Source organism: Caulobacter sp. Root487D2Y, from assembly GCF_001427165.1.
GTDB lineage: Bacteria > Pseudomonadota > Alphaproteobacteria > Caulobacterales > Caulobacteraceae > Caulobacter.
Genome location: NZ_LMFD01000011.1, coordinates 290,587 through 314,821, shown reverse-complemented (window position 1 = coordinate 314,821; position 24,235 = coordinate 290,587). Strand labels below are relative to the sequence as shown.

General features: G+C 67.8%; 22 protein-coding genes. 15 read left to right on the top strand and 7 right to left on the bottom strand.

Features of this window, described 5'->3' with window-relative positions:
• Positions 1 to 4,953 precede the first annotated feature (4,953 nt).
• From ASD38_RS17425 to ASD38_RS24705, 3 genes are read left to right on the top strand one after another with little or no spacing between them, the layout of a single operon-like run.
• Positions 4,954 to 5,493, top strand: a complete 540-nt coding sequence (locus ASD38_RS17425; protein WP_056439704.1) for a phage tail protein — start codon at positions 4,954 to 4,956, stop codon at positions 5,491 to 5,493.
• A gap of 36 nt (positions 5,494 to 5,529) precedes the next feature.
• Complete coding sequence (locus ASD38_RS24710; protein WP_056439701.1) at positions 5,530 to 6,084, top strand: phage tail protein; 555 nt, start codon at positions 5,530 to 5,532, stop codon at positions 6,082 to 6,084.
• A gap of 33 nt (positions 6,085 to 6,117) precedes the next feature.
• Positions 6,118 to 6,663 (top strand): phage tail protein, encoded by a 546-nt coding sequence (locus ASD38_RS24705; protein WP_056439698.1) that lies wholly within the window; start codon positions 6,118 to 6,120, stop codon positions 6,661 to 6,663.
• A gap of 25 nt (positions 6,664 to 6,688) precedes the next feature.
• Here the strand turns inward: ASD38_RS24705 and ASD38_RS17410 are convergent, their stop codons facing one another.
• Positions 6,689 to 6,994: a DUF6916 family protein gene (locus ASD38_RS17410; RefSeq protein WP_056439695.1), complete on the bottom strand. Its 306-nt coding sequence runs from the start codon at positions 6,992 to 6,994 to the stop codon at positions 6,689 to 6,691.
• 35 nt (positions 6,995 to 7,029) lie between these two features.
• Between ASD38_RS17410 and ASD38_RS17405 the strand changes: the two genes are divergently transcribed.
• From ASD38_RS17405 to ASD38_RS17370, 7 genes are all read left to right on the top strand, one after another.
• The gene (locus ASD38_RS17405; protein WP_056461918.1) at positions 7,030 to 7,566 is read left to right on the top strand and encodes a GNAT family N-acetyltransferase; all 537 of its coding nucleotides are present in this window, start codon (positions 7,030 to 7,032) and stop codon (positions 7,564 to 7,566) included.
• Positions 7,563 to 8,039, top strand: a complete 477-nt coding sequence (locus tag ASD38_RS17400; protein ID WP_235523869.1) for a hypothetical protein — start codon at positions 7,563 to 7,565, stop codon at positions 8,037 to 8,039. Before ASD38_RS17405 ends, ASD38_RS17400 begins: the two co-directional genes overlap by 4 nt.
• Positions 8,040 to 8,267: 228 nt before the next feature.
• Positions 8,268 to 8,489, top strand: coding sequence for a hypothetical protein (locus tag ASD38_RS17390; RefSeq protein WP_056461911.1), 222 nt, complete (start codon positions 8,268 to 8,270; stop codon positions 8,487 to 8,489).
• Entirely contained in the window at positions 8,486 to 8,704 is a 219-nt protein-coding gene (locus ASD38_RS17385) for a hypothetical protein (protein ID WP_056439680.1), read from the top strand. The genes ASD38_RS17390 and ASD38_RS17385 overlap by 4 nt, the downstream gene beginning before the upstream one ends.
• On the top strand, positions 8,701 to 9,621 hold the full coding sequence (locus tag ASD38_RS17380) for an NAD-dependent epimerase/dehydratase family protein (RefSeq protein WP_056439678.1): 921 nt from the start codon (positions 8,701 to 8,703) through the stop codon (positions 9,619 to 9,621). Before ASD38_RS17385 ends, ASD38_RS17380 begins: the two co-directional genes overlap by 4 nt.
• A 62-nt stretch (positions 9,622 to 9,683) precedes the next feature.
• Positions 9,684 to 10,160 (top strand): UDP-N-acetylglucosamine 2-epimerase, encoded by a 477-nt coding sequence (locus tag ASD38_RS24940; protein ID WP_268761011.1) that lies wholly within the window; start codon positions 9,684 to 9,686, stop codon positions 10,158 to 10,160.
• Positions 10,157 to 11,533 carry a hypothetical protein gene (locus ASD38_RS17370; protein ID WP_056461907.1) on the top strand — a complete coding sequence of 459 codons (1,377 nt, stop codon included), beginning with the start codon at positions 10,157 to 10,159 and terminating at the stop codon, positions 11,531 to 11,533. The genes ASD38_RS24940 and ASD38_RS17370 overlap by 4 nt, the downstream gene beginning before the upstream one ends.
• 7 nt (positions 11,534 to 11,540) lie before the next feature.
• Here ASD38_RS17370 and ASD38_RS23990 read toward each other — a convergent pair whose 3' ends face one another.
• The 3 genes from ASD38_RS23990 to ASD38_RS17360 all read right to left on the bottom strand — a co-directional run bounded on the left by ASD38_RS23990 (position 11,541) and on the right by ASD38_RS17360 (position 14,013).
• The gene (locus ASD38_RS23990) at positions 11,541 to 11,705 is read right to left on the bottom strand and encodes a hypothetical protein (RefSeq protein WP_156390750.1); all 165 of its coding nucleotides are present in this window, start codon (positions 11,703 to 11,705) and stop codon (positions 11,541 to 11,543) included.
• On the bottom strand, positions 11,702 to 12,721 hold the full coding sequence (locus tag ASD38_RS17365; protein WP_056439672.1) for a hypothetical protein: 1,020 nt from the start codon (positions 12,719 to 12,721) through the stop codon (positions 11,702 to 11,704). The genes ASD38_RS23990 and ASD38_RS17365 overlap by 4 nt, the downstream gene beginning before the upstream one ends.
• A 158-nt stretch (positions 12,722 to 12,879) precedes the next feature.
• A complete protein-coding gene (locus tag ASD38_RS17360) occupies positions 12,880 to 14,013 on the bottom strand; it encodes a helix-turn-helix domain-containing protein (protein ID WP_235523868.1) in 1,134 nt (377 codons plus the stop codon).
• 525 nt (positions 14,014 to 14,538) lie between these two features.
• Here ASD38_RS17360 and ASD38_RS17355 point away from each other — a divergent pair.
• Positions 14,539 to 14,871, top strand: a complete 333-nt coding sequence (locus ASD38_RS17355) for a hypothetical protein (protein WP_235523867.1) — start codon at positions 14,539 to 14,541, stop codon at positions 14,869 to 14,871.
• A 106-nt stretch (positions 14,872 to 14,977) separates the two neighbouring features.
• Here ASD38_RS17355 and ASD38_RS17350 read toward each other — a convergent pair whose 3' ends face one another.
• Complete coding sequence (locus tag ASD38_RS17350) at positions 14,978 to 16,654, bottom strand: MFS transporter (protein WP_056439663.1); 1,677 nt, start codon at positions 16,652 to 16,654, stop codon at positions 14,978 to 14,980.
• Between the two features lie 189 nt (positions 16,655 to 16,843).
• On the opposite strand from ASD38_RS17350, the gene corA reads away from it, so the two are divergent.
• Positions 16,844 to 17,812 (top strand): magnesium/cobalt transporter CorA, encoded by a 969-nt coding sequence (corA, locus tag ASD38_RS17345; RefSeq protein WP_056439661.1) that lies wholly within the window; start codon positions 16,844 to 16,846, stop codon positions 17,810 to 17,812.
• A 162-nt stretch (positions 17,813 to 17,974) separates the two neighbouring features.
• Here corA and ASD38_RS17340 read toward each other — a convergent pair whose 3' ends face one another.
• Together ASD38_RS17340 and ASD38_RS17335 are read right to left on the bottom strand one after the other, a co-directional pair.
• A complete protein-coding gene (locus ASD38_RS17340; protein WP_056439657.1) occupies positions 17,975 to 18,202 on the bottom strand; it encodes a hypothetical protein in 228 nt (75 codons plus the stop codon).
• A gap of 327 nt (positions 18,203 to 18,529) precedes the next feature.
• Positions 18,530 to 19,168, bottom strand: coding sequence for a TetR/AcrR family transcriptional regulator (locus ASD38_RS17335; RefSeq protein ID WP_056439654.1), 639 nt, complete (start codon positions 19,166 to 19,168; stop codon positions 18,530 to 18,532).
• Positions 19,169 to 19,334: 166 nt separating this feature from the next.
• On the opposite strand from ASD38_RS17335, the gene ASD38_RS17330 reads away from it, so the two are divergent.
• The 3 genes from ASD38_RS17330 (at position 19,335) to ASD38_RS17320 (ending at position 24,138) form a co-directional block, all read left to right on the top strand.
• Complete coding sequence (locus ASD38_RS17330; protein ID WP_056439651.1) at positions 19,335 to 19,523, top strand: hypothetical protein; 189 nt, start codon at positions 19,335 to 19,337, stop codon at positions 19,521 to 19,523.
• Between the two features lie 50 nt (positions 19,524 to 19,573).
• A complete protein-coding gene (locus tag ASD38_RS17325; RefSeq protein ID WP_056439646.1) occupies positions 19,574 to 20,752 on the top strand; it encodes an efflux RND transporter periplasmic adaptor subunit in 1,179 nt (392 codons plus the stop codon).
• 212 nt (positions 20,753 to 20,964) lie between these two features.
• Complete coding sequence (locus tag ASD38_RS17320; RefSeq protein ID WP_056461902.1) at positions 20,965 to 24,138, top strand: efflux RND transporter permease subunit; 3,174 nt, start codon at positions 20,965 to 20,967, stop codon at positions 24,136 to 24,138.
• Positions 24,139 to 24,235: the final 97 nt, after the last annotated feature.

Genomic DNA, 24,235 nt, shown 5'->3' with positions numbered 1-24,235 from the left:
ACCTGGTCCTCGGTCGGCGTGCCGGTGATGCTGGCGCCGCCGGTGTGCGGGTCGTTGACCCCGGCGATCGACGCGGTGGCCGAGCTGGTCACCGCCTCGGCCGTGCCCCGCTGGTCGGTGTAACTGACCACCACCCGGACCGTGCCGCCGACATCGGGGTCGCCCAGGGTGTAGGTCGCCTGATCGGCGCCGACATTGACGAAGCCGCTGCCGACGTTGTGCTGCCACTGGTAGTGCAGCGTGCCCAGGCCGTCGAGATCGACCAGGGCGGCGGTGTCGGCCGTCAGGATCTGGTTCTCGGTGGTCGTGCCGGTGACGCTGACGCCGCCGGTCGGGGCGTCGTTGACNCCGTCGAGATCGACCAGGGCGGCGGTGTCGGCCGTCAGGATCTGGTTCTCGGTGGTCGTGCCGGTGACGCTGACGCCGCCGGTCGGGGCGTCGTTGACGTTGGCGATCGACGCGGTGGCGGAACTGGTCGCCGATTCCACCGTGCCGCCGGCGTCGGTGTAGTAGATTACCACGCGGACAATGCCGCCGACGTCGGAGTCGCCCAGGGTGTAGGTCGACTGGTCGGCGCCGACATTGACGTAGCCGCCGCCGATGTCGTGCTGCCACTGGTAGTGCAGCGTGCCGATGCCGTCCACGTCGGCCAGGGTCGAGACCGCTGTCAGGACCTGGTCCTCGGTCGGCGTGCCGGTGATGCTGGCGCCGCCGGTGTGCGAATCGTTGACCGCGGTGATGTTGACCGTCACCGAGCCGCTGGCCGTGTCCGTCGCGCCCGATCCCTGCCCGCCGCCGGGCGAGCCGTCGGTCAGCGCGTAGTTGAGCGACACGCTGGCGGGCGGCGCGTTGCTGGCGTTGGTGTAGGTGATGTGTTCGATAACGTCGTTGACCAGCGCCGTGGTCGCGGTCGCGGCGGAACTGGTGAAGGTGATGCCCAGCACGCCGCCGGCGCTGGTGAAGGTGGCGAAGGTCAGTCCGCCGACCTGCAGATTGGCCCCGCTGACCGTGAACAGGCCGCCCGAGGCGAAAGCGAAGACGTCGGCGGCGTTGGCCGAGGCCCGCTGCACCGTGAAGCTGGCGCCGCCATAGTCGCCCGAACCGCTGTTGCGGGCGTCCAGGTCGATGTCGGACACCGTCAGCGAGCCCAGCAGGGTCGCCGCCGTCTGTTCGGTGGCGCCGACCGCGGTGGCGCTGGCCGGAACCACGGGCGTGTCGTTCACGGCCGTGATGCTGGTGGTCAGGTCGATGCTGGCGTCGCTGAAGCGGGTCTGCCCGCCGTTGACGCTGACGTCCAGGGTCGCGCCGGTCGTGACCGCGCCGCCGGAATTGTCGATCAGATAGGCCGTCAGGGCCGGGACCGCGCCGTTGAAATTGGCGGCCGGCAGGAAGCGGACCAGGGTTCCGGCCGCCAGCACCAGGGCCGAGCCCTCGCTGGGCGAGCCGATCGTCGTCCAGGCGCCGTTGAAGTACTGCCAGACGCCCTGGCTGGTGACCGCGTTGCCGGTGATGGCCACGCCGGCCAGGGTGTCGCCGGCGTCCGGGTCGGTGAAGTGCGAACCGAACAAGGTCGAGACGGTCTGGCCCGCCGGGGCGGCGGTGTCTTCGTTGACCGCCGTCAGGGTGGCCGAACCGCTGGCGACCGGCGCGTCGTTGGTCGGGGTGACCACGACGTTCAGCGTCATCGCCGCGCTGTAGGGCGTCGAACCGCCGGTGGTGCTGAGGTCCGGAGTCTGGCCGGTGGTCACCGCGCCGGCCGAGTCGTCGATCAGCGAGACGGTCAATGACGGCGCCGTGCCGGAATAGTCGGCCGCCGGCACGAAGCGCACCAGGGTGCTGGCGTCCAGGACGAAGGCGGAGGCGGCCGAAACGGCCGGCAGGTCATGCCAGCTGCCCCCCGAGAAGTACTGGTAGACGCCTTCCGCGGCGGTCGCCGCGTTGGCCGTCACCGCCACGCCGGTGAAGGCGTTGGCCGACGAGCCGCCGCCCACGGTGTCCGTGGCGTCGGAGAAGTGGCTGCTGAACAGCGAAGAGACCGTCTGCCCGGCCCCGGGCGCGGAATCCTCGCCGACCGACGTCAGGCTGACGGCCGAGCCGCCGGTGACGGTCGGGGCGTCGTTGACCGCGGTGACGGTGTGGCTGAGCACCACCGTGCCGGTGCTGTAGGGCGTGGAGCCGCCGTTGGTGGTGGTGTTGACGACCGCGCCGTTGGTCAGGGCGCCGCCCGAGGCGTCGACCACCCTGGCCGTAAGGGTCGGGGCCGGGCCGTTGAAGTTGGCGGCCGGCAGGAAGCGGATCGGCGCGCTGGCGGCCAGCGTCACCGCCGCCGCCGTCGAGGCCGCGCCGATGTTCACCCAGGTCGAGCCGTTATAGTACTGCCACTGGCCGGTGCCGCCGGTGGAGCCGTTGGCGGTCACGGCCACCCCGGCGAAGGCGTCGGTGTCGCCGTCGCTGTACTGGCCGCTGAACAGGGCCGAGACCGTGTTGGTCAGGGCCGGGTTGGCGACGTCCTCGTTGGTCGCGGCCAGGGCCTCGGTGCCGTCGCCGCTCACGGTCGGCGCGTCGTTCACCCCGATGATGGTGATGGTGTAGCCGTCGGTGTCGCTCTGCGCGCCGCCCGTGCCGCTGGCCCCGCCGTCGCTGGTGACCACGGTCAGGGTGTCGGTGCCGCTGACATTGGTGTTGCCATGGAACAGCAGGCCGTTGCTGGCCGCCAGGGTCGTGTTGATCGCGTTGATCGTGCCCGTGACGGTCACCGAGCCGGAGCCGTTGCCGCTGACATTGCCCGCTGTCAGACCGCTGGCGACATTGGTCCGCAGGGTGAGTATGCCCTTGGTCACGCTCAGGGTGACCGTCACCGTCGCCGAGGCCGGATTGGCGTCGACATCGCTGATCTGCAGGCCGGTGACGGCGATATCGGTGTTTTCGTTGCCGGTGGCGCTGGAGACCGTGCCGTTGACCGGCGCGTCGTTGGCGGCCGTGATGTTGATCGTGGTCGTGCCGATGTTGACCGTGGTGTCGCCGACGTTGGTCGTCGCGGTCGAGATCCCCGGCGTGCCGTCGTTGATCGCCCAGGTGATGGTGCGGCTGGTGTTGGCGCCGTAGTTCGTCGGGTTGTCGCCCGTGGCCCAGTAGACCAGCCCGGCCAGGGCGGTCTGGTAGTGGGCGATGGTGTCAAGGCCGCTCAGCGTCAGGGTCTCGGTGTTCGAGTCCCAGCTGACGGTGATGCTGGTGCCAGCGATCGTGCCCGAGACCTGCTTGCCGGCGCCGTAGCCGAGGTGGTCGTCGGCCTTGCTGTCCTCGTTGGTGTTGAACGTGCCGCCGGTGATCGCCACCGTGGCGCCGGTCAGGTAGCCGCCGCCATTGTCGGTGATCGTCGGGGAGCCGCTCAACAGGGTGGTCGCCGACGCCGCCTGCTCGGTCGCCGCCGTGCCCGCGCCGGTGACGGTCAGGGCCGCCAGGTCGGCGAAGACCATCCCCTCGACCGTGGCCCCGACAATCGTGGTGCCGGGATCGATCTGGCGGAGCAGGGTGGCGGTGGTGCCGGCGCCGTCCAACTGGAAGACGTAGATGGTGTCGTCGGTGTCGGAGCCGCCGTTCTCGACTTCCTCGCTCTCGATATAGAGCTGCCGCGTCGACGGATCGAACGTCATGTCGCCGGCGTAGAAGTGGTTGCCGCCCGGCATGCCGACCAGCGTCACCTTGACGGCTGTGCCGCCGGTGGCGCTGCCGCTGATGTACCAGAGGGCGTTGGTGTTGGCGTCGTAGTTGCCGCTGGGCGACGGGTTTTGCGAGTGGGTCGTGAAATAGACCAGGTCGGTGGTCTCATCGACCTCGACGTCGACGAAGACGCCGTTGACGAAGCTGCTGTTGCTGAACTGGGCGTCGGAGACCAGCGCGACCGTGCTGGTGTTCGGGTTGGCGAGATCCAGACGGAAGAGACCGGTCGCCAGGCCGCCGATCGTCTCGGTGTAGTACATCCGACCGCCGGCCACGATCGTGGTGTCGATCGCGAAGTCGCGCGGATCGAGGACGAAGAAGCCGCCCTCATTGGCCCGGTTGTCGGTGGCGGCCGTGGTCAGGAAGCCGAGGTCGGTGAGGGTCCCGGCCGCGTCGTAGCTGTAGACCCGGATGCCGGTGATGTTGCCGTTCGGCGTCCCCGCGCCGTCCTGATAGCCGACATAGATCTTGCGGTTGACCGCATCGACCTCGATCGTCTCGACGATGATGGTGTCGGGGAAGTCGACCACGGTGGTCGGGGCGGCGGCGCTGTTGATCGAGCCCCGCACCAGCAGGGCGTGGTCGTCGATGCTGTTGCTGAGGATGGCGAAATAGAAGCCCGTCGCGGTGTCGATGCCGAGGCCGGAGGTGAACGAGCTGACGAAAGCGTCGTCGCCCGTGCCCGCCCCGCCGTTGCTGACGACGGTGGTGCTGCCGGTGCCGTCGTCATTGACGCGGACGAGCTTGGTGTCGGCGTCGCCGCCTTCGGTGATGTACCACAGCTGGCCGGAGAACGGCATGGGTCAGTCCTTTGCCTCAGGCAAAACCACGCGCCGTCGCGCGGGCGCGACGGCGTCGGGACTCTCGCCCCGCGGGAAATGGGTGAAAGAAGGGACTAGGGGCGCGGAACGGCCGCGCACGACGCGAGGGCGAAAAAGCGCGCACGAAAGCGCATATATTACGCAACTGACTCCCCCCTCGCTCTAGTCAAACCATAAACGCAACCTTAACGAGGATGCGACGCCCGCACAAGTAGACACACGCTGATTGGCGAACCGCGTTCTCCTAACTATTGTGCAGCTCAGGATAGTGGGTTAGGAGGAGGACAATCGCCGGGGTGGGGCGCCTGATCTTAATCTTGGTTAAGACGCGGGGACGACTTAAGGTTTAGTCCAGGTCGATCGCGCGCGTCATGCCTGGGCACTTAAGACTTTTGGGAGCGAGGGAACGATCATGACCGAGCCTTATCTTGGTGAAATCCGCATGTTCGGGGGCAACTTCGCGCCTGTCGGCTGGGTCATGTGTGACGGCCAGCTGATGTCGATCGCGGAGAACGACGCGCTGTACGTCCTTCTCGGCACGACCTACGGCGGCGACGGCGTCAACACGTTCGGCATCCCGGACCTGCGCGGGCGGGTCGTGACCCACCAGGGCTCCAAGAACGGCCAGACCTATGTCATGGGCCAGATGACGGGCGTCGAGAGCGTCACGCTGATCTCCACCCAGCTGCCGGCGCACACCCACCCGTTCTTCGCGGCTTCGACGGCGGGCGCGGTGTCCACGCCGACCACCGCGACGATGATCTCGGACCAGGGACCGACCGGGACCGGCATTTTCGGCTACGCGCCCTACAACGGCGCCAACGAGCAGATCGCCCTGGCGGCCGCCTCGACCACGCCCGCCGGCGGCAGCCAGCCGCACGAGAACATGCAGCCCTATCTGGGCATCAATTTCATTCTCGCGACCGCGGGCGTCTTCCCGTCGCAGAACTGACCTTTCCGCCAGAAGATCTTTTGGAGACTCAAAGAGATGAGTGATCAATATCTCGCGGAAATCCGCATTTTCAGTTTCCCCTTCGCCCCGAGGGGCTGGGCTCAGTGCAACGGCCAGATCATGCCGATCCAGCAGAACACCGCGTTGTTCTCGCTTCTGGGCACCACCTATGGCGGCAACGGCACCAGCAACTTCGGCCTGCCCAACCTGATGGGCAACATCCCGCTCCATATCGGCCGCGCCCAGCCCGGGCCCGGCCTGCAAGTCTACGATCTGGGCCAGACCGGCGGTTCGCAGACCGTGACGATCCTGACCCCCGAGATGGCCGCACACAGCCACTCGCCGGTGGTGACCACGGCGGTCGGGACCGTCTCGACCTCGGCCGGCAACCAGCCGGCCAAGGCGTTCACCGGCAACTTCTCGAAGAACACCCAGGGCCTGTTCTTCAGCACCGTCACCACGCCGGCCACGCAGCTTCCGCCCCAGACCATCACCCAGACGGGCGGCGGCCAACCTCACAACAACATGATGCCGACGCTGTTCCTGAACTACTGCATCGCCCTGCAGGGCGCCTTCCCCGCCCGCAACTGATCGCGATCGCGACGAATACGAGGAGCAAGTCACATGTCTCAGCAGTATATGGGCGAAATCCGGATCATGGGGTTCAACTTCCCGCCGAAGCACTGGGCCCAGTGCAACGGTCAACTCATGGCCATCTCCCAGAACCAGGCGCTGTTCTCGTTGCTGGGCACCACCTACGGCGGCAACGGCGTCACGACGTTCGCCCTGCCTGACCTGCGGACCCTGGCCCTGGGAGGCGTCAGCTCGAGCTATCCGTTGGGCGCGATCACCGGCGAGTACGCCCACACCCTGCTCCAGACCGAGATCCCGAGCCACGTCCACTTCCTGAAGGTGGACGCCACCAAGGCCGGCTCCAGCAACCTCAGCACGGCGGCGGCGGGCAACAGTTTCGGACAGACGGGCAGCAGCGCCAGCGAAGGCACCGCTCCGGTCTACAACATGTACAGCACCGTGGTGACGCCCACCGCGCCCATGGCGCCCCAGGCCCTTGGGACGGCGGGCGGCAGCCAGCCGCACGAAAACCGCCAGCCGTTCCTGACGGTGAACATCTGCATCGCCCTGGCGGGGATCTTCCCGTCGCGGAACTAGGCCGTCCGGATTTTGTGGCGTGGCGTCAGTTGAACAGCGCCTGATAGTTCTGCCGCCCGGGCTCGGGCGTGTGGATCGGGATCAGGTACAGGTCGTAGGCGGTTCCGTCCTCGACCTTCATCGTGTGCATTCCCTCGGCGAGCACATCGCCGGGGGGGCCGCTGAAGATCAGCACGAAGGGCTGGAAGTCCGGTCGCCCGTGCCCCGGCTCGGGCTTGAACAGCTCGATCTCGTTCAGCGACAGGACTTGACCGCCGCCTTCGACCCGGAACGACGCGCCCACGTGCGGGGTGAAGGAGTCGGCGGTCGGGACGACGAATTCGGCGGCCATGATGTTCCCCGGGTCAGAATCGAAGCACGGCCATTATGACGACCTCTCCACCTGAACGGGAAGAGCCCGTCGCATCGCCATCCTTCGCCCTGCGCCCCGAGGTCGAGGCCGACGCGCCCTTCCGCCTGGCGCTGTTCCGCGCCTCGCGCGGTCCGGGCTGGGACCAGATCCCCTTGCCCGCCGAGATGCTGACCAAGATCATGGAGCAGCAGTTCCACGCCCAGACCCAGGGCTATCGCGCCGCCTATCCCCAGGCCCGGCTCGAGATCGTCACGGTCGACGCGGCGCCCGTCGGGCGGTTGGCCACCGATCGCGGAACCGACGTCCTGCGTCTGGTCGACATCGCCGTGGTCCCCGAGCGGCGCGGCCAGGGGATCGGCGGTGCGATCCTGCGGGCGCTGATGGACGAGGCCGCCGCCGCCGGAACGCCGGTGATGCTGCAGGTGGCCAGCGACAACCTCGCGGCCCAGCGGCTCTATCACCGGCTGGGCTTCGTCATGACGGCGGCGAACGACACCCACCTGACCCTGCGTTGGCCCGCCCCGTCCTCGACGCCATGGAGCGCGGCTTGACCCGGATCGCCGTGGTCGGCTGCGGCGCCTGGGGGCGGAACCTGATCCGGACCTGCGCGGAGCTTGGCGTGCTGGGCGCGGTGATCGACACCGACGCGGCCGCCGCCGCGCGCGAGGCCGCGGCCTGGAGCGTTCCCGCCCTCCCCCTGGCCCAGGCCCTGGACGACGCTGGCCTGGACGCGATGATCATCGCCGCGCCGGCCGAGGCCGAGACCCTGACCGGAAAAACTGATGCGGCGCGACCAGGCCGTGCCCCCCCGACCGAGACCGGGCCGGTCGCCGCGGGAAGCGAACCGCGCTTCGTCGATCTGCTCGCCGAACCGCCTTTGACCAGAGAAACCCGCCATTTCATCCGATGCCGCCAGACCAGAGACGCCCCCTTTACGGGCATTGAAGAAGGCGTTCGCGCGCAGCGGGTGCTGGAACGGGTTCAATTCCAGTTGAACCGTTGCTCCGATCAGCTTCGGACCTAGTCGGATCGCAGCGCTCATCTTGCGAGACCTCACATAACACCGTTCGAACACTTCCGACTAGAAAGTAGATATGATCTTTATCGGCAAGAATAGGGCGAACGTCGCGCAGAGAACGGCAAATATACCCGAGACAAACACCCTTTTCGCGAAGCCGACCAACGCGTACCATCCCGCCATGTCGAGGGGCGCATTGAACTCAAACAAGAACGCCCGCCGCGCGAGGGGCCAATGAACGTCCACGTTCCGGCGTTTCCATTGCGTGGCGACGACGGTCAGACGTCGAACTTTCAAATCCTCACCCGAAAGATCCCGCAGCCTGAAGCCGTGATCGGCTTGGTCGGCATGGGCTATGTCGGTCTTGCGATCTCGGACGCCGTTTGCCCGGCCGGCTTTCGGGTGATCGGCTTCGACCTGGATGAGGCCCGGAAAGATCGTGAAGGCCTGAGATGAGCGCCGCGTCGTCATCGGACCGTTCAGCCGCCTGGGTCCGCCCCTCGGCGGCGGTCGAGCCGGGCGCGGTGCTGGGCCAGGACATGGCCTGCCCCCGCATCGGCGACCGCTACGCCGAGCGCGCCGAGGGTCTGCGGCGGACGATCAACCCGTCGGGCTTCGGCGAGGCCCCCAAAGACGACCAAAGTGAAGAACAGTCAGCGAGCGTCGGATGAAGCGGGCCCTGGTCATCGGATCGGAAGGCAATATCGGCAAGCCCCTGGCGGCGCACCTGCGCGCCCAGGGCTGGGAGGTGCTGTGCGCCGACATCAAGCCCGGCTGGCGCAAGGACTATCTGCAGGTCGACATCAACCAGCCGGCCGACCTGATGCCGACCCTGCGCTGGAAGCCGGACGTGATCTTCGCCCTGGCCGCCGTGGTCAGCCGGGTGACCTGCGAACAGGCCTCCAGCCTGGCGGTCAGCACCAATCTGGGCGGGCTGAACAACGTGGTGCTGCTGGCCCAGGCCGCCGACGCCAAGCTGGTCTATTTCTCGACCTCGGAAGTCTACGGCCCCACCGACGGGCCGATGGACGAGGCCGCCACCGTCCCCCGGCCCAACAACCGCTACGGCCTGACCAAGCTCCTGGGCGAGCAACTGGTCGACTACGAGGTCGCCCAGCACGGCCTGCGCGCGGTCACCCTGCGGCCGTTCATGATCTATGACGAGAACGAGGACTTCGGCGACCACCGCTCGGCGATGATCCGCTTCGCCCACGACCTGGCGCGCGGACGTCCGATCGAGGTGCATCGCGGCGGCGCCCGGAGCTGGCTGCACATCTCCGACGCCGTGCGCGCCATCGAGGCGGCCGCCGGGATCGAGGAGCACGCGGTGATCAATATCGGCCATCCGGACGTGACGCCGATCGAGGCCCTGGCCGAGGGCTTACGGACGCGGTTGGACGCCTCGCCGTCGCTGATCGCCCTCCGCGATCTGCCCGCCCGGATGACCGCCGCCAAGCAGCCCAGTCTGGACCGCATGCGCAACCTGCTTGGCGTGACGCCCAAGGTGTCGCTGGACGAGGGTCTGGACCGCGTCGTGACGCGGGTGCGCGCTCGCCTGGCACAGATCCAGTCGGGACAGCCGGCGTGACAACCGGTGGGATAGGCCGCCTGCTGACCGTGGTCGGCGCCCGGCCGCGGTTCGTCAAGGCCATGCCGGTCAGTCGCGCGATCGCGCGCGCCGGACCTGACCGAGGTGATGGTCCATACCGACCAGCATCACGACGCGGCCCTGTCCGACAGCTCCTTCCGCGAACTGGACCTGCCCGAACCCGCCAAGAACCTGGGTGTTCACGGCTGTTCGCACGGCCGCTGGGTCCGATCGACATGCAGCGGCCGCTGGCCGACTGCGCGCTGGCGCTCACCGATTCCGGCGGCCTGCGGAAGGAAGCCTATTTTCATCGCAAGCCCTGTGTCACCCTGCGCGACGACACCGAATGGAGCGAGACGGTGAACGCGGGGTGGAACCGGCTGTGGACCGTGAACGACGACCGGCCTCGGCGTGAGATCGATGACTATGGCGCGGGCGACGCCGCCGAACAGATCGTCGCGACGATCGCCCGATTTGTCGTCCAAGGTCGCGATGAGGACTTCGCCGCGCCGCGCGCGATGACCGGAGCCCGCTCATGAAGGACAGCCACGACCGGCCGCGCCCCCCCCTGCCGAGCCACGACGTATCGCCGGACGAAACGGTCTCGTCGACGGAGAGGGCGCGGCCGCTGCGCATCCTGCTGGCCTGCAACTACGACCCGGCCAACGCGGCCACGGTCTGCGACCACATCAACGCCTTCGCCGGCTATTCGCGCCATGAGATCCGCGTGCTGTCGCGGGTCGGCGAGATCTTCGACGGCGTGAAGCTGGACGCCTTCGACGCGGTCGTGATCCACTATTCGCTGTTCCTGGCGATCGAGGCCTTCGTGGGCCCGCGATCGCGTCGCGCCCTGGCCGCCTTCCGCGGCGCCAAGGCGGTGTTCATCCAGGACGAATACCGCTTCGTGAACGCCACCCTCGAGGCGCTGGAGGCCTGCGGCGTGGACCTGGTCTTCACCTGCCTGGGACCGGCGGAGGCCGATCGGATCTACGGCAAGTCCGGCCGGTTGCGCACTCAGCAGGTCCTGACCGGCTACGTGCCCCAGACGCTGACGCACTACCCGCCCGTTCCGCTGGCGAGCCGCAAGACCATGGTCGGCTATCGCGGCCGGACCTATCCGGCCTGGCATGGCGAGCTGGGCCGCGAAAAGATCCGCATCGGCAAGCTGTTCAAGCGCGACGCCCGGCGGTTCGGCATTTCGACCGATATCGCCTGGTCGGAACGCAGCCGGCTCTACGGCCGCGACTGGGTGAATTTCATCCGCAACTGCCAGGCCGTGCTGGCCGTCGAGAGCGGGGCCAGCGTCTTTGACTTCGACGGCGCGGTGGCCGCCCGCACCGAAAGCTTCGCCGCCCTGGTCGAGCGCCCCCACCCGATCCCGGCTCTGTCCAGGAAGGCCTCCTACGAGATGCTGCGCGATCGGTTCTTCGCCGATCACGAGGACCAGATCGACATCGCCCAGATCTCGCCCCGGGTCTTCGAGGCCATCGCCCTGCGCACCCTGGTGATCGCCTATTCCGGGCGCTATTCGGGCGTGCTGGAGCCGTGGCGGCACTATGTGCCGCTCGACAAGGACCACGGCAACATGGCGCAGGTGGCGGCGGTGCTGCGCGACCCCGAGCGGGTCGCCGAGATCATCACCAACGCCTATGCCGAGATCGCCCTCAATCCCGCCTACGGCTACGGGTCGATGATCGACCTGTTCGACCGGCGGATCGCCGAGATCGCCGCGGACCGACCGCGCGGAGTGACCAACGACCGCATCGACGCCAAGTTCCGCGCCGCCTTCCCATTCTTCGCGATCGACAATCCCCACGAAATGCGACGCCCGCGCCTGGCCTGGCGGCTGGCGCGGGCGGCTGTCCGCCGCCTGGGACTCGAGAGCCTCGCGCGCCGCCTGCTGCGGCGGTGACGTCGAGTTAGTCGACGCCGATCCATCGCCGCAGGAACGGCAGGCGCGCGATGGCGCCCAGCCGGCGCCTCAGCACGGGGGCCTTGAGCAGGCGCGACTCCACGATGATCACCGCCCAGGCGCCCCAATCGCGCAACCGCAGGAACAGCCGCAGGCCCCGCCCGCGCCTCACGCCAGCACCTGATCGGTGATCTCGGCCACCACCGTCCGCCAGCTGTAGCGGCCCGAAGTCACGATCTCGGCGTGAGCGCGGTCGACCATGGCCTGGGCCCGTCGCGGATCGCGGCTGTGGTCGAGGGCGTCGTCGATGTCGGACAGGTCGCGGCGAACCGGCTGGTAGTGGCTCCCCGCCTCGAGGACGCCGCTGTAGTCGCCCTCCACCAGCACCTGGAACGTCCGGGTCGCCGCCGCCTCGAGGTGGCGCGGCGACATCGCGCGGATCTCGGTCTCCGGCGGCAGGCCGTTCGCCGGGTCGACCCGCGACGAGCCGCCCTCGACCCCGACGACCGCCCGACTGGCGCCCAGCAGGCGGATCCAGGCGTCGCCGACCAGCTTGCGCTTACCGTCGACCGCCACGTCGGCGCGATGGCCGCGCGCCGCGGCCCAGGCCGCCGCGCGCAGCCCGACCTCGCGCTTGATCAGGCCCATCTCGCCCAGCCAGGCCGGCGTCTCCCAGGCCCGGTAGCTGACGGCGATCGATCGCCGCGCCAGATCGCTGGACGCCCGCCGCATCAGCCCGTCATCGATATAGCTGGTCAGGAAGCGCCGCAGGGCGAAGGGCCTTTGCCCGACCGGATAGACGCTGTCCCACAGCGGCGGATCGAGCGCGGTGAGCAGCAGGTCGATCCGCGCCTCGACCAGGTAATCGCGCAGGCCTTGAAGGCCGAGGAATTCGTCGAGCGGCGCGGCCACGCGGCGCGAGCGCGGCGGAACGGCGTCCATCGCCCGCCGCAGGCCGCCCAGGCCGACGCGCGTGTATCGCGCGGCCAGGGCCGTCGCGTCGACCATCACCAGATCCGGATCCAGCTGGGTGATCCAGGTCGGATTGAACGGAAACCCGATGTTCAGGAACGTCGTCCGCCCGGGGAAACAGGTCTTCCAGGCGAAGATCCGCTGATGCTCCCAGCGGCGCAGCGGCCACTGGCCGCGCCAGTTGTACAGGACCACGGCGGTCGGTTGGTTGCGCATGCGCGGCGAACTAGGCGGCGCGGGGCCGAGCCTGGCCTTCGACGGCGAGGACATGGACCCGAGCCCGGGCACGGATGAATCGCGAAGCCATGGACGCCGCCCTGGATGGAAGCGCCTGGCGCGCTCGCCTCAAGCGTCGGCGGCGTCGGCGGTCGCTGTCAACGCCTAAGGCTGTCGCCCTGCACCGCGCCTTGGGCCCCGCGCAGGGTCTCCGACGGAGACTCGCCGAACATCGCCCGATAGGCCCCCGAGAAACGCCCCAGCTCCCAGAAGCCCTGGTCCAGCGCCACCTGGGTCACCGTGGTCGGGTGACGGCCAGCGTCCAGCAGCCGGGCCCGGGCCGCCGACATGTTCTTCAGCCGCAGATAGGCCTTGGGACTGACGTCGAGCAGGTCGTGGAAGGCCCGGTAGAGCGTGCGGCGCGAGATGTTCAGGGCCTGGCAGATGTCCTCGATCTGCACGGCCTGCCGGGCGCCGCCGCTTTCCAGGAAGTCCTCGGCGCCGCGAACGATGCGGGCGGCGTTCAGCGCGCCCTGCCGGCGCGCGCCCTCGCCCTTGACCTCGGACAGGGCCGTCAACAGGCCGTCCAGCAGTTCGTTGCGCAGGAAGGCGACGGTGCTGGCCGGAATGCCGGCCCCCATGGCCCTCAGCAGGCTGGAGCAGCCCTGCAGCACGCGCTTGCAGGCGGCCCTGGCCTCGGGCGGCGGCGAATAGACGGCCGGCTCGGTCCAGAAGCACGGATCGGCCAGCCATTCGAACGCCTCGGCCCGCTGCATCACCAGGCCCCACGGCGCGGTGACGACGGCGTAGGCGACGTGGCCCTGGAACCGCCCGTCCAGTTCTCCGCCCGGCGGGATGGCGATGATGTCGCCTTCCTCGATCCGGTGGCCCCACTGGTTGAGCACGCCCTCCTGCTCCATCACCGAAACCAGGCTGAAGGCCTTGCGCGCCATGATCCCGCGCACGCGAAGGTCGCCGTCGAACGCCCCGGCGTCGAAACCCATGTCGCCCAGGCTGGCCCGAAGCAGGTGGCCGCGGCACGGCTCGGGCGTCAGCTGGGTGATCGCCAGATCGCGACCGGCGGTGTGAGCCCAGACCTCGTGCGGACCGCGGGTTTCACACAGCGTCGCATGGCCTAGGGAAACGGGCGCCGCGCGCGCCGCTCCGAACGACCGCTGCTCGTCAAACGTTCCGGAGACCAGGCCGTCCTCGGCCAGATCGGCGCGCGACGTGTTCGTCCTGGCCTGCCGCCAATCAGCATTCGACCAAGATCGAGGATGAGATTCCCTCATGCCTTCATTGTCCATCGGACCTCTCCTGGCTGAGACGATGCGATCAATGACGCTAGCGCCATGACCTTAGAACGACCGCACCTATCGTCACGCCCGATTCACCCTTCGAAGATGACACGACCTCTCTTCAATGTAAGTAAGGTGAAACCACTAGAAAGCATCGAAACAACAGAGAAAATTACAAATTTTCGTATGGCCCAGCTTGATAACCAAGTTTAGTGTATAGTTAATTTAACATTATTCATTAATACATAAAATCCCAAGGAACAGATGCCCGATTGGCACTTGCCGCATAGCAGACCGAGAGATTCGGAAGAAACATGATGGCGAAACGGGGTCGCGGAGGACTCTATGGCTCGTCAAAATTCGAAGGAAATGGCGATTTTCGGGAAAAGGAATCTCTCGGAGACTCCAAGCAACCCGCAAGAGCAGGATCGATGGACGCAAGCCTTGCGCGACCTGAAGGCCGCCTGCGATGGCGAACGCCGGCAAAGGCGCCAAATCGCCGAGAGCGGAGCCCGCCAATTGCACCGGGCGCAGGCCGTATTGCGCGAGGCGGAGAATCGCCAGCGCGACGCGGAAGCGGCCCTGATTCGGGCCCGGCGGATGGCCGCGGTCGGCTGGATGGCGGCCGAGGCCTGCCGTGACATGACCGCCCTTCACGCGGTGGCCATGAGGGCCCTGACCTCCTCCCGCGAGCGCCTGCACGGCGACCACCGGACGGTCTGCGAGATCGACTGGGCTCTGGGCGGGCTGAACCAGGCCGAGCAGATGCTGGACCGGGTGACGGCCTATCTTGACGCCCGCCGCGAGACCACCCAGGGCGCCCGCATCGACAGTCTGCTGGCCGGGAACTGACAAGGCTTCCGCAAGCCGGCAAAGCGCTGAACGTTGGAGACCTGAACCAGGTCGTCATCCCGGAAGCCTCGTAGAGGCTGTCCGGGATGACAACGGTTAGAAAACCCTAGGCCTCGATGTCGACGTTCTTGGTTTCCTTCAGGAACAGGACGCCCACCACGGCGGTCACCGCGGCCACCACGATCGGGTACCAGAGGCCGTAATAGATGTTGCCCGTGGCCGCGACCATGGCGAAGGCGGTGGTCGGCAGGAAGCCGCCGAACCAGCCGTTGCCGATGTGGTAGGGCAGGCTCATCGAGGTGTAGCGGATGTTGGTCGGGAACAGCTCGACCAGCATGGCGGCGATCGGGCCGTAGACCATGGTCACGTACAGCACCAGGATCGCCAGGATCCCGACCACCAGCGGCTTGTCGATCAGGGCGGGATCGGCCTTGGCCGGATAGCCGGCGGCCTTCAGCGCCGCGCCCAACTCCTTTTCCCAGGCCGTCTTGCGGTCCTTGAAGGCGGCCTTGTCCAGGGTCTGGCCGGGGAACGAGGCGATCGTCGCCCCGCCGATCTTCACCTGGGCCACCGAGCCGGCCGGAGCGGCCTGGTTGGAATAGGTCACGCCGGCCTTGGCCAGGTACGACTTGGCCAGGTCGCACGAGCGGTTGAACACCGTCTTGCCCACCGGGTCGAACTGGAACGAGCAGTCGGCCGGGTCGGCCACCACGGTGACCGGCGCGCTGGCCACGGCCGCCGCCAGTTGCGGGTTGGCCGCCGTGGTCAGGGTCTTGAACAGCGGGAAATAGGTCAGGGCCGCCAGGATGCAGCCCAGCATGATGATCGGCTTGCGGCCGATCTTGTCCGACAGCCAGCCGAAGAACACGAAGAACGGCGTGCCGATCAGCAGGGCCGCGGCGACCAGCAGATTGGTCGTGCCGCCGTCGACCTTGAGCATCTTCTCCAGGAAGAACAGGGCGTAGAACTGGCCGGTGTACCAGACCACCGCCTGGCCGGCGGTCAGCCCCACCAGGGCCAGCAGCACGATCTTCAGGTTGCCCCACTTGGCGAACGAGTCGACCAGGGGCTGCTTGCTGCCCTTGCCCTCGTCGACCATGCGCTGGAACGACGGGCTCTCGGCCAGTTGCAGGCGGATCCACAACGACACGCCCAGCAGCAGCACCGAGATCAGGAACGGGATGCGCCAGCCGAAGGCCTGGAAGGCGTCCTCGCCGGTGGCGTTGCGGGTCAGCAGGATCACCACCAGGCTGAGGAACAGGCCGAACGTGGCGGTCACCTGGATGAAGCTGGTGTAGAAGCCGCGCCGTCCGGGCGGGGCGTGTTCGGCCACATAGGTGGCCGCTCCGCCGTACTCGCCGCCCAGGGCCAGGCCCTGGACCAGGCGCATCACCACCAGGGCGATGGGCGCGGCGATGCCGATGCTGGCGTAGCTGGGCAGCAGGCCCACCGTGAAGGTCGACAGGCCCATCAGCAGCATGGTGACCAGGAAGGTGTTCTTGCGGCCCCAGAGGTCGCCCAGCCGCCCGAACACCAGGGCCCCGAACGGCCGCACCGCGAAGCCGGCCGCGAAGGCCAGCAGGGCGAAGATGTAACCGGTCGTCTCGTTGACGCCCGAGAAGAAGTGTTTGGTGATGTAGGTGGCCAGCGAGCCGTAGAGATAGAAGTCGTACCACTCGAACACGGTGCCGACCGAGGCGGCTCCGATGACCAAGGCGTCATTGCGCCCGACGGTGCGGCCGCCCTTGGCGCCCTTCACCGGCTTCGCGGCGTCGCTTCCCATTCGCATCTCCCCCAAGCATTCTTTGGCGTCGCCGCTTCGGGCGATCCGCTATGTTACCGCAACCATAATGAACGGCGTTCGCGGCGTTGGCGAGAGGCTAAACATGAACCGGACGAAAGCCGAAGCGTTGGCTAAAAAGGAATCCTCGCCGTCCCATTTCGCGGGACGGGGCAAATAGTCAGGACCCTGATGAGCGTCGTCGCGGCCTATATCTACAAGGACGGCGTCAGGACCCGCGAGGTCAGTCTCGACAAGGACGACGCCCTGGCCACCAAGCCCGGCGAGTTCGTGTGGATCGGCCTCTATGAGCCCAGCCAGGCCGAGATGGCCCGCCTGCAGACCCGCTTCAAACTGCATCCGCTGGCGATCGAGGACGCGCTCAACGCCCACCAGCGGCCCAAGGTCGAGGTCTATGGCCGCGAGCTGTTCGTGGTGGCGCGCACCGCCCAGCTGGTCGACGCCCAGATCGCCTATGGCGAGACGGCGATCTTCGTCGGCCAGGGCCACCTGATCACTGTCCGCCACGGCTCGGCCCGGGCCCACACCGAACTGCGCGCCCAGCTGGAGGCCTCGCCGACCCTGCTGGCCAAGGGCTCGGACTACGTGCTGCACGCCGTGCTCGACTTCGTGGTCGACGGCTATCTGCCGATCATCCAGGCCTTGGAGGACGAGGTGCTGGACATCGAGCGCCGCACGCTCGAGAGCTTCCTCAGCCACGCCGAGGTCAAGCGCCTGTTCCACCTGCGGCGCGACCTGATCCGCTTCAAGCGGGTGCTTTCGCCCATGGCCGAGGTCTGCGGGCGGCTGGAGCACCTGGAGACGCCCTGCCTGGACGACGACGTCCGCCCCTATTTCCGCGACGTGCTGGACCATACGCAGAAGGTCGAGGGCATGGTCGACGCCCTGCGCGAGGTGATCACCTCGGTGTTCGAAGCCGCCTCCCTGCTGGAACAGCAGCGGCAGAGCGCCATCACCCGCAAGCTGGCCGCCTGGGCCGCCATCCTGGCCGTGCCGACGGCGGTGGCCGGGATCTACGGCATGAACTTCGAGCACATGCCGGAGCTGCGGTGGACCTGGGGCTATCCCGCCGTGATGGTCGGGATCGTCGGGGTCATCGGGTGGCTGTACTGGCGGTTCAAGAAGAACGGGTGGCTGTAGAGGCCGGCTGGACGCCCCCTCCGTCATGTCGCGTAGCCGCGCCATGCCACCTCCCCCGTTTCACGGGTGAGGAGATATCGCCGCGCCCTTCTCCTCACCCGCAAAGCGGGGGAGGTGGCGCGATGCGCAGCATCGTGACGGAGGGGGCGTCCTAACGCGGTGTCAGCTCGCCCAGGCTCGCGCCGGGTGCAGGAAACGCCCCGCCTCGGCGCCGTCGCGCAGGAACACCCGCACCTCGGCGGCGCGGCCGGAGGCGGCCAGGCGGCTGGCCAGGTCCCGGGCGGCGGCTTCGGCGCGACCGCCGCGTTCGAAGGTGAGATCGGCCTCGAGGGCCTCGGAGCGCACGGACCAGCCTTGCTCGGCCGGGGCGACGGAAATCAGCAGAGCCATGAGGAGCTCCTTACGCAAATCAGACTTGGGAGCGCCCTTCCCTTGGGCTTCAAAGGGGGCACGAACGAGCGGCTTTTCGGGGCGCCAACCGACCCCGAAACATCGAGGTCAGATCGGCATTCGCCCTACGAGGGAATGACATCGACACATCTTATAGGCTCGCAATTTCACAACTTGACGACATCGGTACGGCTCGAACGCAACTGACGCGAGCCAGAACTCCTGGCCTCGTTTTTAGTTTCTCGGGCCCCGCTTGGGATATGGCGATGATCTGCGGAAAGGTAGGCGGCGCCGGCGCGCCTTCGAGCCGTTCGAGGCCCTGCGACCTCAGCAGTCCGGCTTGTCCAGATGCGCCTTGATCAGCGCCCGGCCCGCGCGCGCCACGACCCGCACCGGGCCGCTGGGGCCCAGGGTGACACGGGCGGTGTAGGAGCCTTCCATCAGCAGCATCAGGCCGTCGGCCAGGTCGTCGTCGATCGCGCCGGCCCGCTTGCATAGGTCGATCAGCCGGGCGTGCAGCTGCTGCTTGTAGGCCACCGACACCTTCTGGGCCGGGTGGTCGGCCTCATGCAGTTCGATGGCGGCGTTGGACAGCGGGCAGCCGTGGACGTCGGCGTTGCAGGCCTTGGTCTCGAAGGCGTCGAAGATCGCCTCCAGCTGCGCGCGCGGGTCGCCGCAGGTGCAGCCGACGACCTCCTCCCACCAAGCCCAGTAGTCTCGCTCCTGCTCGCGCAGCACCTCGGCGACCAGTTCGTCCTTGGACGGGAAGTTGCGGTAGAGCGTCATCTTGGTGGCGTCGGCCTCGGCGGCGATCGCCTCGACCCCCACCGCGCGGATGCCGTGCTGATAGAACAGCTCGCGGGCTGTTTCGAAGATCCGGTCGCGGGCCGGACGTTTGGACAACGGGGCGCATGCGGGCGCCTCCATTTCGTCCATCTTGCCCCCGCCAGAATTTCTCTCAGCCATTTTCACAGCGCCTCACCTTGACGTGAGAGTTACCGGTCAGTATCTCTCACCCAGCGGATGATACCGAACGGTATCGTCACATTGACTACATCGTCACAGATGGACGTCACGTCAAGCAACAGCAACTGCGACATTTGATCCTTAACCCCATAACGGAGCGCGAGCCATGCCCCCGAGCGCGAGCCAACACCCCGCCGCCACGCCCGCCAACGCTCCGCGCTGGATCGCCTTCGCGGCCGGGCATGCCCGTTCGCTTCGCAAACTGATCGGCGCCGGCGCCGACGGCCCGTCCGGTCAGGACTGGGCCGCGTCGCCCAAGGCCCGCCAGAAATCCCGGCGTCCCGTCTGGGAATAAACAAACCCGCGTCTCCTCCCCGCCCACCTTCCGTCCGACAGGTACGCTTTATGTCCCTCCGCCCCGTTTTCACGTCCTTCGCCGGTCTGGCCGCCATGGCCGTGCTGGCCGCCTGCAGCGCCCAGGCCAAGCCGGAAGCCGCCCCGCCGCCCGCCCAGGTCACCGTCACCGCCGTGGCCTTCAAGGAACTGCGCCAGTGGGACGACTTCACCGGCCGCCTCGAGGCCATCGACACCGTCGACATCCGCCCGCGCGTCGGCGGCTATATCGACGGCGCCCGCTTCGAGGAAGGCGCCCGGGTCCGCAAGGGCCAGGTGCTGTTCCAGATCGACCCGCGCCCCTACCAGGCCGAGGCCAATCGCGCCGAGGCCGAGGTGGCCCGCGCCAAGGCCCTGCTGAACCTGGCCGTCGTCAACCGCGAGCGCGGCCGCCGGCTGATCGAGCAGAACGCCCTGGCCCAGAGCGAGTTCGACCGGCTCTCCGCCGAGGAAAAGGCCGCCCAGGCCAATCTCGGCGCCGCCGAAGCCGCCAACCAGACCGCCCGCCTGAACCTGGAATGGACCCGCGTGGTCTCGCCGATCGACGGCCGGGTCTCCAAGGCGGTGATCACCCGCGGCAACCTGGTCACCCCGTCCGACCTGCTGACCACGGTGGTGTCCGACACCCCGATCTACGCCGCCTTCAACGCCGACGAGCAGACCTTCCTGAAGTACGCCTCGGCCGAACGCGGCAAGGCCAGCCCGGTCTATATGGGCCTGATGACCGAGGACGGTTATCCGCACCAGGGCCAGCTGAAGTTCATCGACAACGCCATGGACGCCAAGAGCGGCACGATCAGCGGCCGGGCGATCTTCGCCAACGCCGACGGCCGGTTCACCCCCGGCCTGTTCGCCCGCATCCGCATGGTCAGCGACACCTCCGCGATGGTGGCCCTGACCCCCGATCGCGCGGTGGCGACCGACCTGGGCAAGCGCTACGTCGTGGTGGTCGGCGCCAACAACAAGGCCGAGTACCGCCCGGTCGAGATCGGCCCGCTGGCCGGCAACCTGCGCATCATCCGCACGGGCCTGAAGCCCGGCGACCGGGTGGTCGTCGGCGGCCTGCAGAAGGTCAAGCCCGGCGACACGGTCAGCCCGGTGACGATCAAGACCGACCTGTCGACCGACCTGTCGCAGTTCGAAACTGGTCCCCAGAGGGTCGCGATGATCAACAGCGTTTCTCAGAACTAGCCCTTTAAATCCGCTCATCCCGGCGAATGCCGGGACCCAGATCCCAAAGCGATGGGGTGGGTTGGAACAGCTCGGCGCTTTTGGCGTCAGCTACACCGCCCTTCCATCTGGGTCCCGGCATTCGCCGGGATGAGCGGAGTGAGAGTTGCCCTCGAAAGTTGGCCTTCGAGCCAGCCGACGCCCCCTCCTTGCCTCCTCCCCGGACGCCTCCCATGAATTTCTCCAAGTTCTTCGTGAACCGGCCGCGCTTCGCCGCCGTGCTCTCGATCATCATCTTCATCGCCGGGTTGGTGGCTCTGCCGCGCCTGCCGATCTCGGAATATCCCGAGGTGGTGCCGCCGACCGTGGTCGTGCGCGCCGCCTATCCGGGCGCCAACCCCGCCGTCATCGGCCAGACCGTCGCCGCGCCGCTGGAGCAGGCGATCAACGGCGTCGAGGGCATGATCTACCAGTCGTCGCAGTCGGCCTCCGACGGGGCGATGATCCTGACCGTCACCTTCGCCCTGGGGACCGACCTCGATAAGGCCCAGGTGCAGGTGCAGAACCGCGTCGCCCAGGCCCTGCCGAAACTGCCCCAGGAGGTGCAGCGCATCGGCGTGACCACCGACAAGGCCTCGCCCGACCTGACCCTGGTCGTGCACATGATCTCGCCCAACAACCGCTACGACATGCTCTATCTGAGCAACTACGCGCAGCTGAACGTCCGCGACCGCCTCAAGCGCGTCGACGGCGTGGGCGACGTGCAGATCTTCGGGGCCGGCAGCTACTCGATGCGGGTGTGGCTGGACCCTGAAAAGTTGGCCTCGCTGAACATGACGGCCGGCGACGTGGTCAAGGCCCTGCGCGAGCAGAACGTCCAGGTCGCCGCCGGCCAGCTGGGCGCCCCGCCGACCAATGTGGGCGCCGACTTCCAGCTGTCGATCAACGCCCCCGGCCGCCTGACCGACGAGGAGCAGTTCCGCGAGGTCATCATCCGCTCGGGCGCCAACGGCGAGATCACCCACCTGGGCGACGTGGCCCGCGTGGAGATGGGGGCCAACAACTACGCCCTGCGGTCCTTGCTCGACAACAAGTCGGCCGTGGCCATGCCGATCTTCCAGCGTCCGGGCTCCAACGCCCTGGCCATGGCCGCCGACATCAAGAAGACGATGAAGGAGCTGAAGAAGGAGTTCCCCGAGGGCGTCGACTACGAGATCATCTACGACACCACCGCCTTCGTGCAGGAGTCGATCGACTCGGTGGTCCACACCCTGATCGAGGCCATCATCCTGGTGGTCATCGTGGTGGTGATCTTCCTGCAGGGCTGGCGCGCCTCGATCATTCCGCTGATCGCCGTGCCCGTCTCGCTGATCGGCACCTTCGCCGTGCTGCTGATGCTGGGCTTCGGCCTCAACGCCCTGACCCTGTTCGGCCTGGTGCTGGCCATCGGCATCGTCGTCGACGACGCCATCGTCGTGGTCGAGAACGTCGAGCGCAACATCACCAACGGCCTGGAACCGGCGGCGGCCACCCGCAAGGCCATGAGCGAGGTCACCGGACCGATCATCTCCACGGCCCTGGTGCTGTGCGCGGTGTTCATCCCGACCGCCTTCATCAGCGGCCTGTCGGGCCAGTTCTACCGCCAGTTCGCCCTGACCATCGCCATCTCGACGGTGATCTCGGCCTTCAACTCCCTGACCCTGTCGCCGGCCCTGGCCGCCGTGCTGCTCAAGAGCCACGACGCGCCCAAGGACCGTTTCCAGAAGGCCATCGACGCGGCCCTGGGCTGGCTGTTCAACCCGTTCAACCGCGTGTTCGCCAAGGCGTCCAACGGCTATGTCCGCAATGTCGGCCGCACCCTGGGCAAGTCGACCGCGGGCCTGGTGGTCTACGGGATCCTGCTGGCCCTGACGGTCTTCGCCTTCGCCAAGACGCCGGGCGGCTTCGTGCCGCAACAGGACAAGGCCTATGTGGTCGCCGTCGTGCAACTGCCCGACGCGGCCTCGCTGGACCGCACCGAGGCGGTGATCCGCCAGATGAGCGACATCGCCATGAAGGTGCCGGGCATCAAGCACTCGGTCGCCTTCCCCGGCCTGTCGGCCAACGGCTTCATCAACAGCCCCAACTCCGGCGCGGTGTTCTTCCCGCTGGACGACTTCAAGAACCGCACCGGCCACGACCTGTCGGCCAACGCCATCGTCGGCCAGCTGAACGCCAAGTTCGGCGCCATCCCCGACGCCCAGATCGCGGTCTTTCCGCCGCCCTCGGTGCAGGGGCTGGGCACGATCGGCGGCTTCCGCATGCAGATCGTCGACCGCGCGGGCCTGGGTCCGGACGAGCTGAACAAGCAGACCCAGAACCTGATCGACAAGGCCCGCAAGGACCCCGCCCTGACCGGCGTGTTCTCGACCTACCAGGTCAGCGTGCCGAAGATCGAGGCCGACATCGATCGCGAGAAGGCGCGAGCCTCGGGCGTGTCCCTGACCGACCTGTTCGAGACCATGCAGGTCTATCTGGGTTCGCTGTACGTCAACGACTTCAACCGCTTTGGCCGCACCTACGAGGTCAACGTCCAGGCCGACCAGAAATTCCGCATGCAGCCCGAGCAGATGCTGCGCCTGCAGACCCGCAACGGCGACGGCCAGATGATCCCGCTGGGCGCCTTCGTCAGCTTCAAGGAGACCACCAGCCCCGACCGCGAGAGCCACTACAACGGCGTGCTCACGGCCGAGATCAACGGCGGCCCGGCCCCCGGCTACTCGACCGGCCAGGCCCAGAAGGCGCTGGAGGACCTGGCCAAGCAGGAGCTGCCCAACGGCATGGGCTACGAGTGGACCGAGCTGACCTACCAGCAGATCCTGGCGGGCAACACGGCGATCTACATCTTCCCGCTCTGCGTACTGCTGGCCTTCCTGGTGCTGGTCGCCCAGTACGAAAGCTGGAGCCTGCCGCTGGTGGTCATCCTGATCGTGCCGATGACCCTGCTGTCGGCCCTGGCCGGCGTGCTGCTGACCCATGGCGACAACAACATCTTCACCCAGATCGGGCTGATCGTGCTGGTGGGACTGGCGTGCAAGAACGCCATCCTGATCGTCGAGTTCGCCAAGGAGCGCGAGGAGCATGGCGACACGCCGCTGCAGGCAGTGCTGGAAGCCTGCCGCCTGCGCCTGCGGCCGATCCTGATGACCTCGATCGCCTTCATCATGGGCGTGGCGCCCCTGGTGGTCAGCCACGGGGCCGGCGCCGAGATGCGCCGCGCCATGGGCGTGGCGGTGTTCTCGGGGATGCTGGGGGTGACGGTCTTCGGCCTGATCCTGACCCCGATCTTCTACTTCGTGATCCGCCGCGCCACCGCCCGCCGGGCGGCCCTGAAGGCGGCCAAGCTACCCGTCGTGGAGGCGCACTGATGAGCATCGCCGCTTCCCCCCTCCCCCTCGATGGGGGAGGGGCCGGGGGTGGGGGTGACAGCGCCGGCGGGCTTCGGCTCGGCCGCGCCACCTCCGG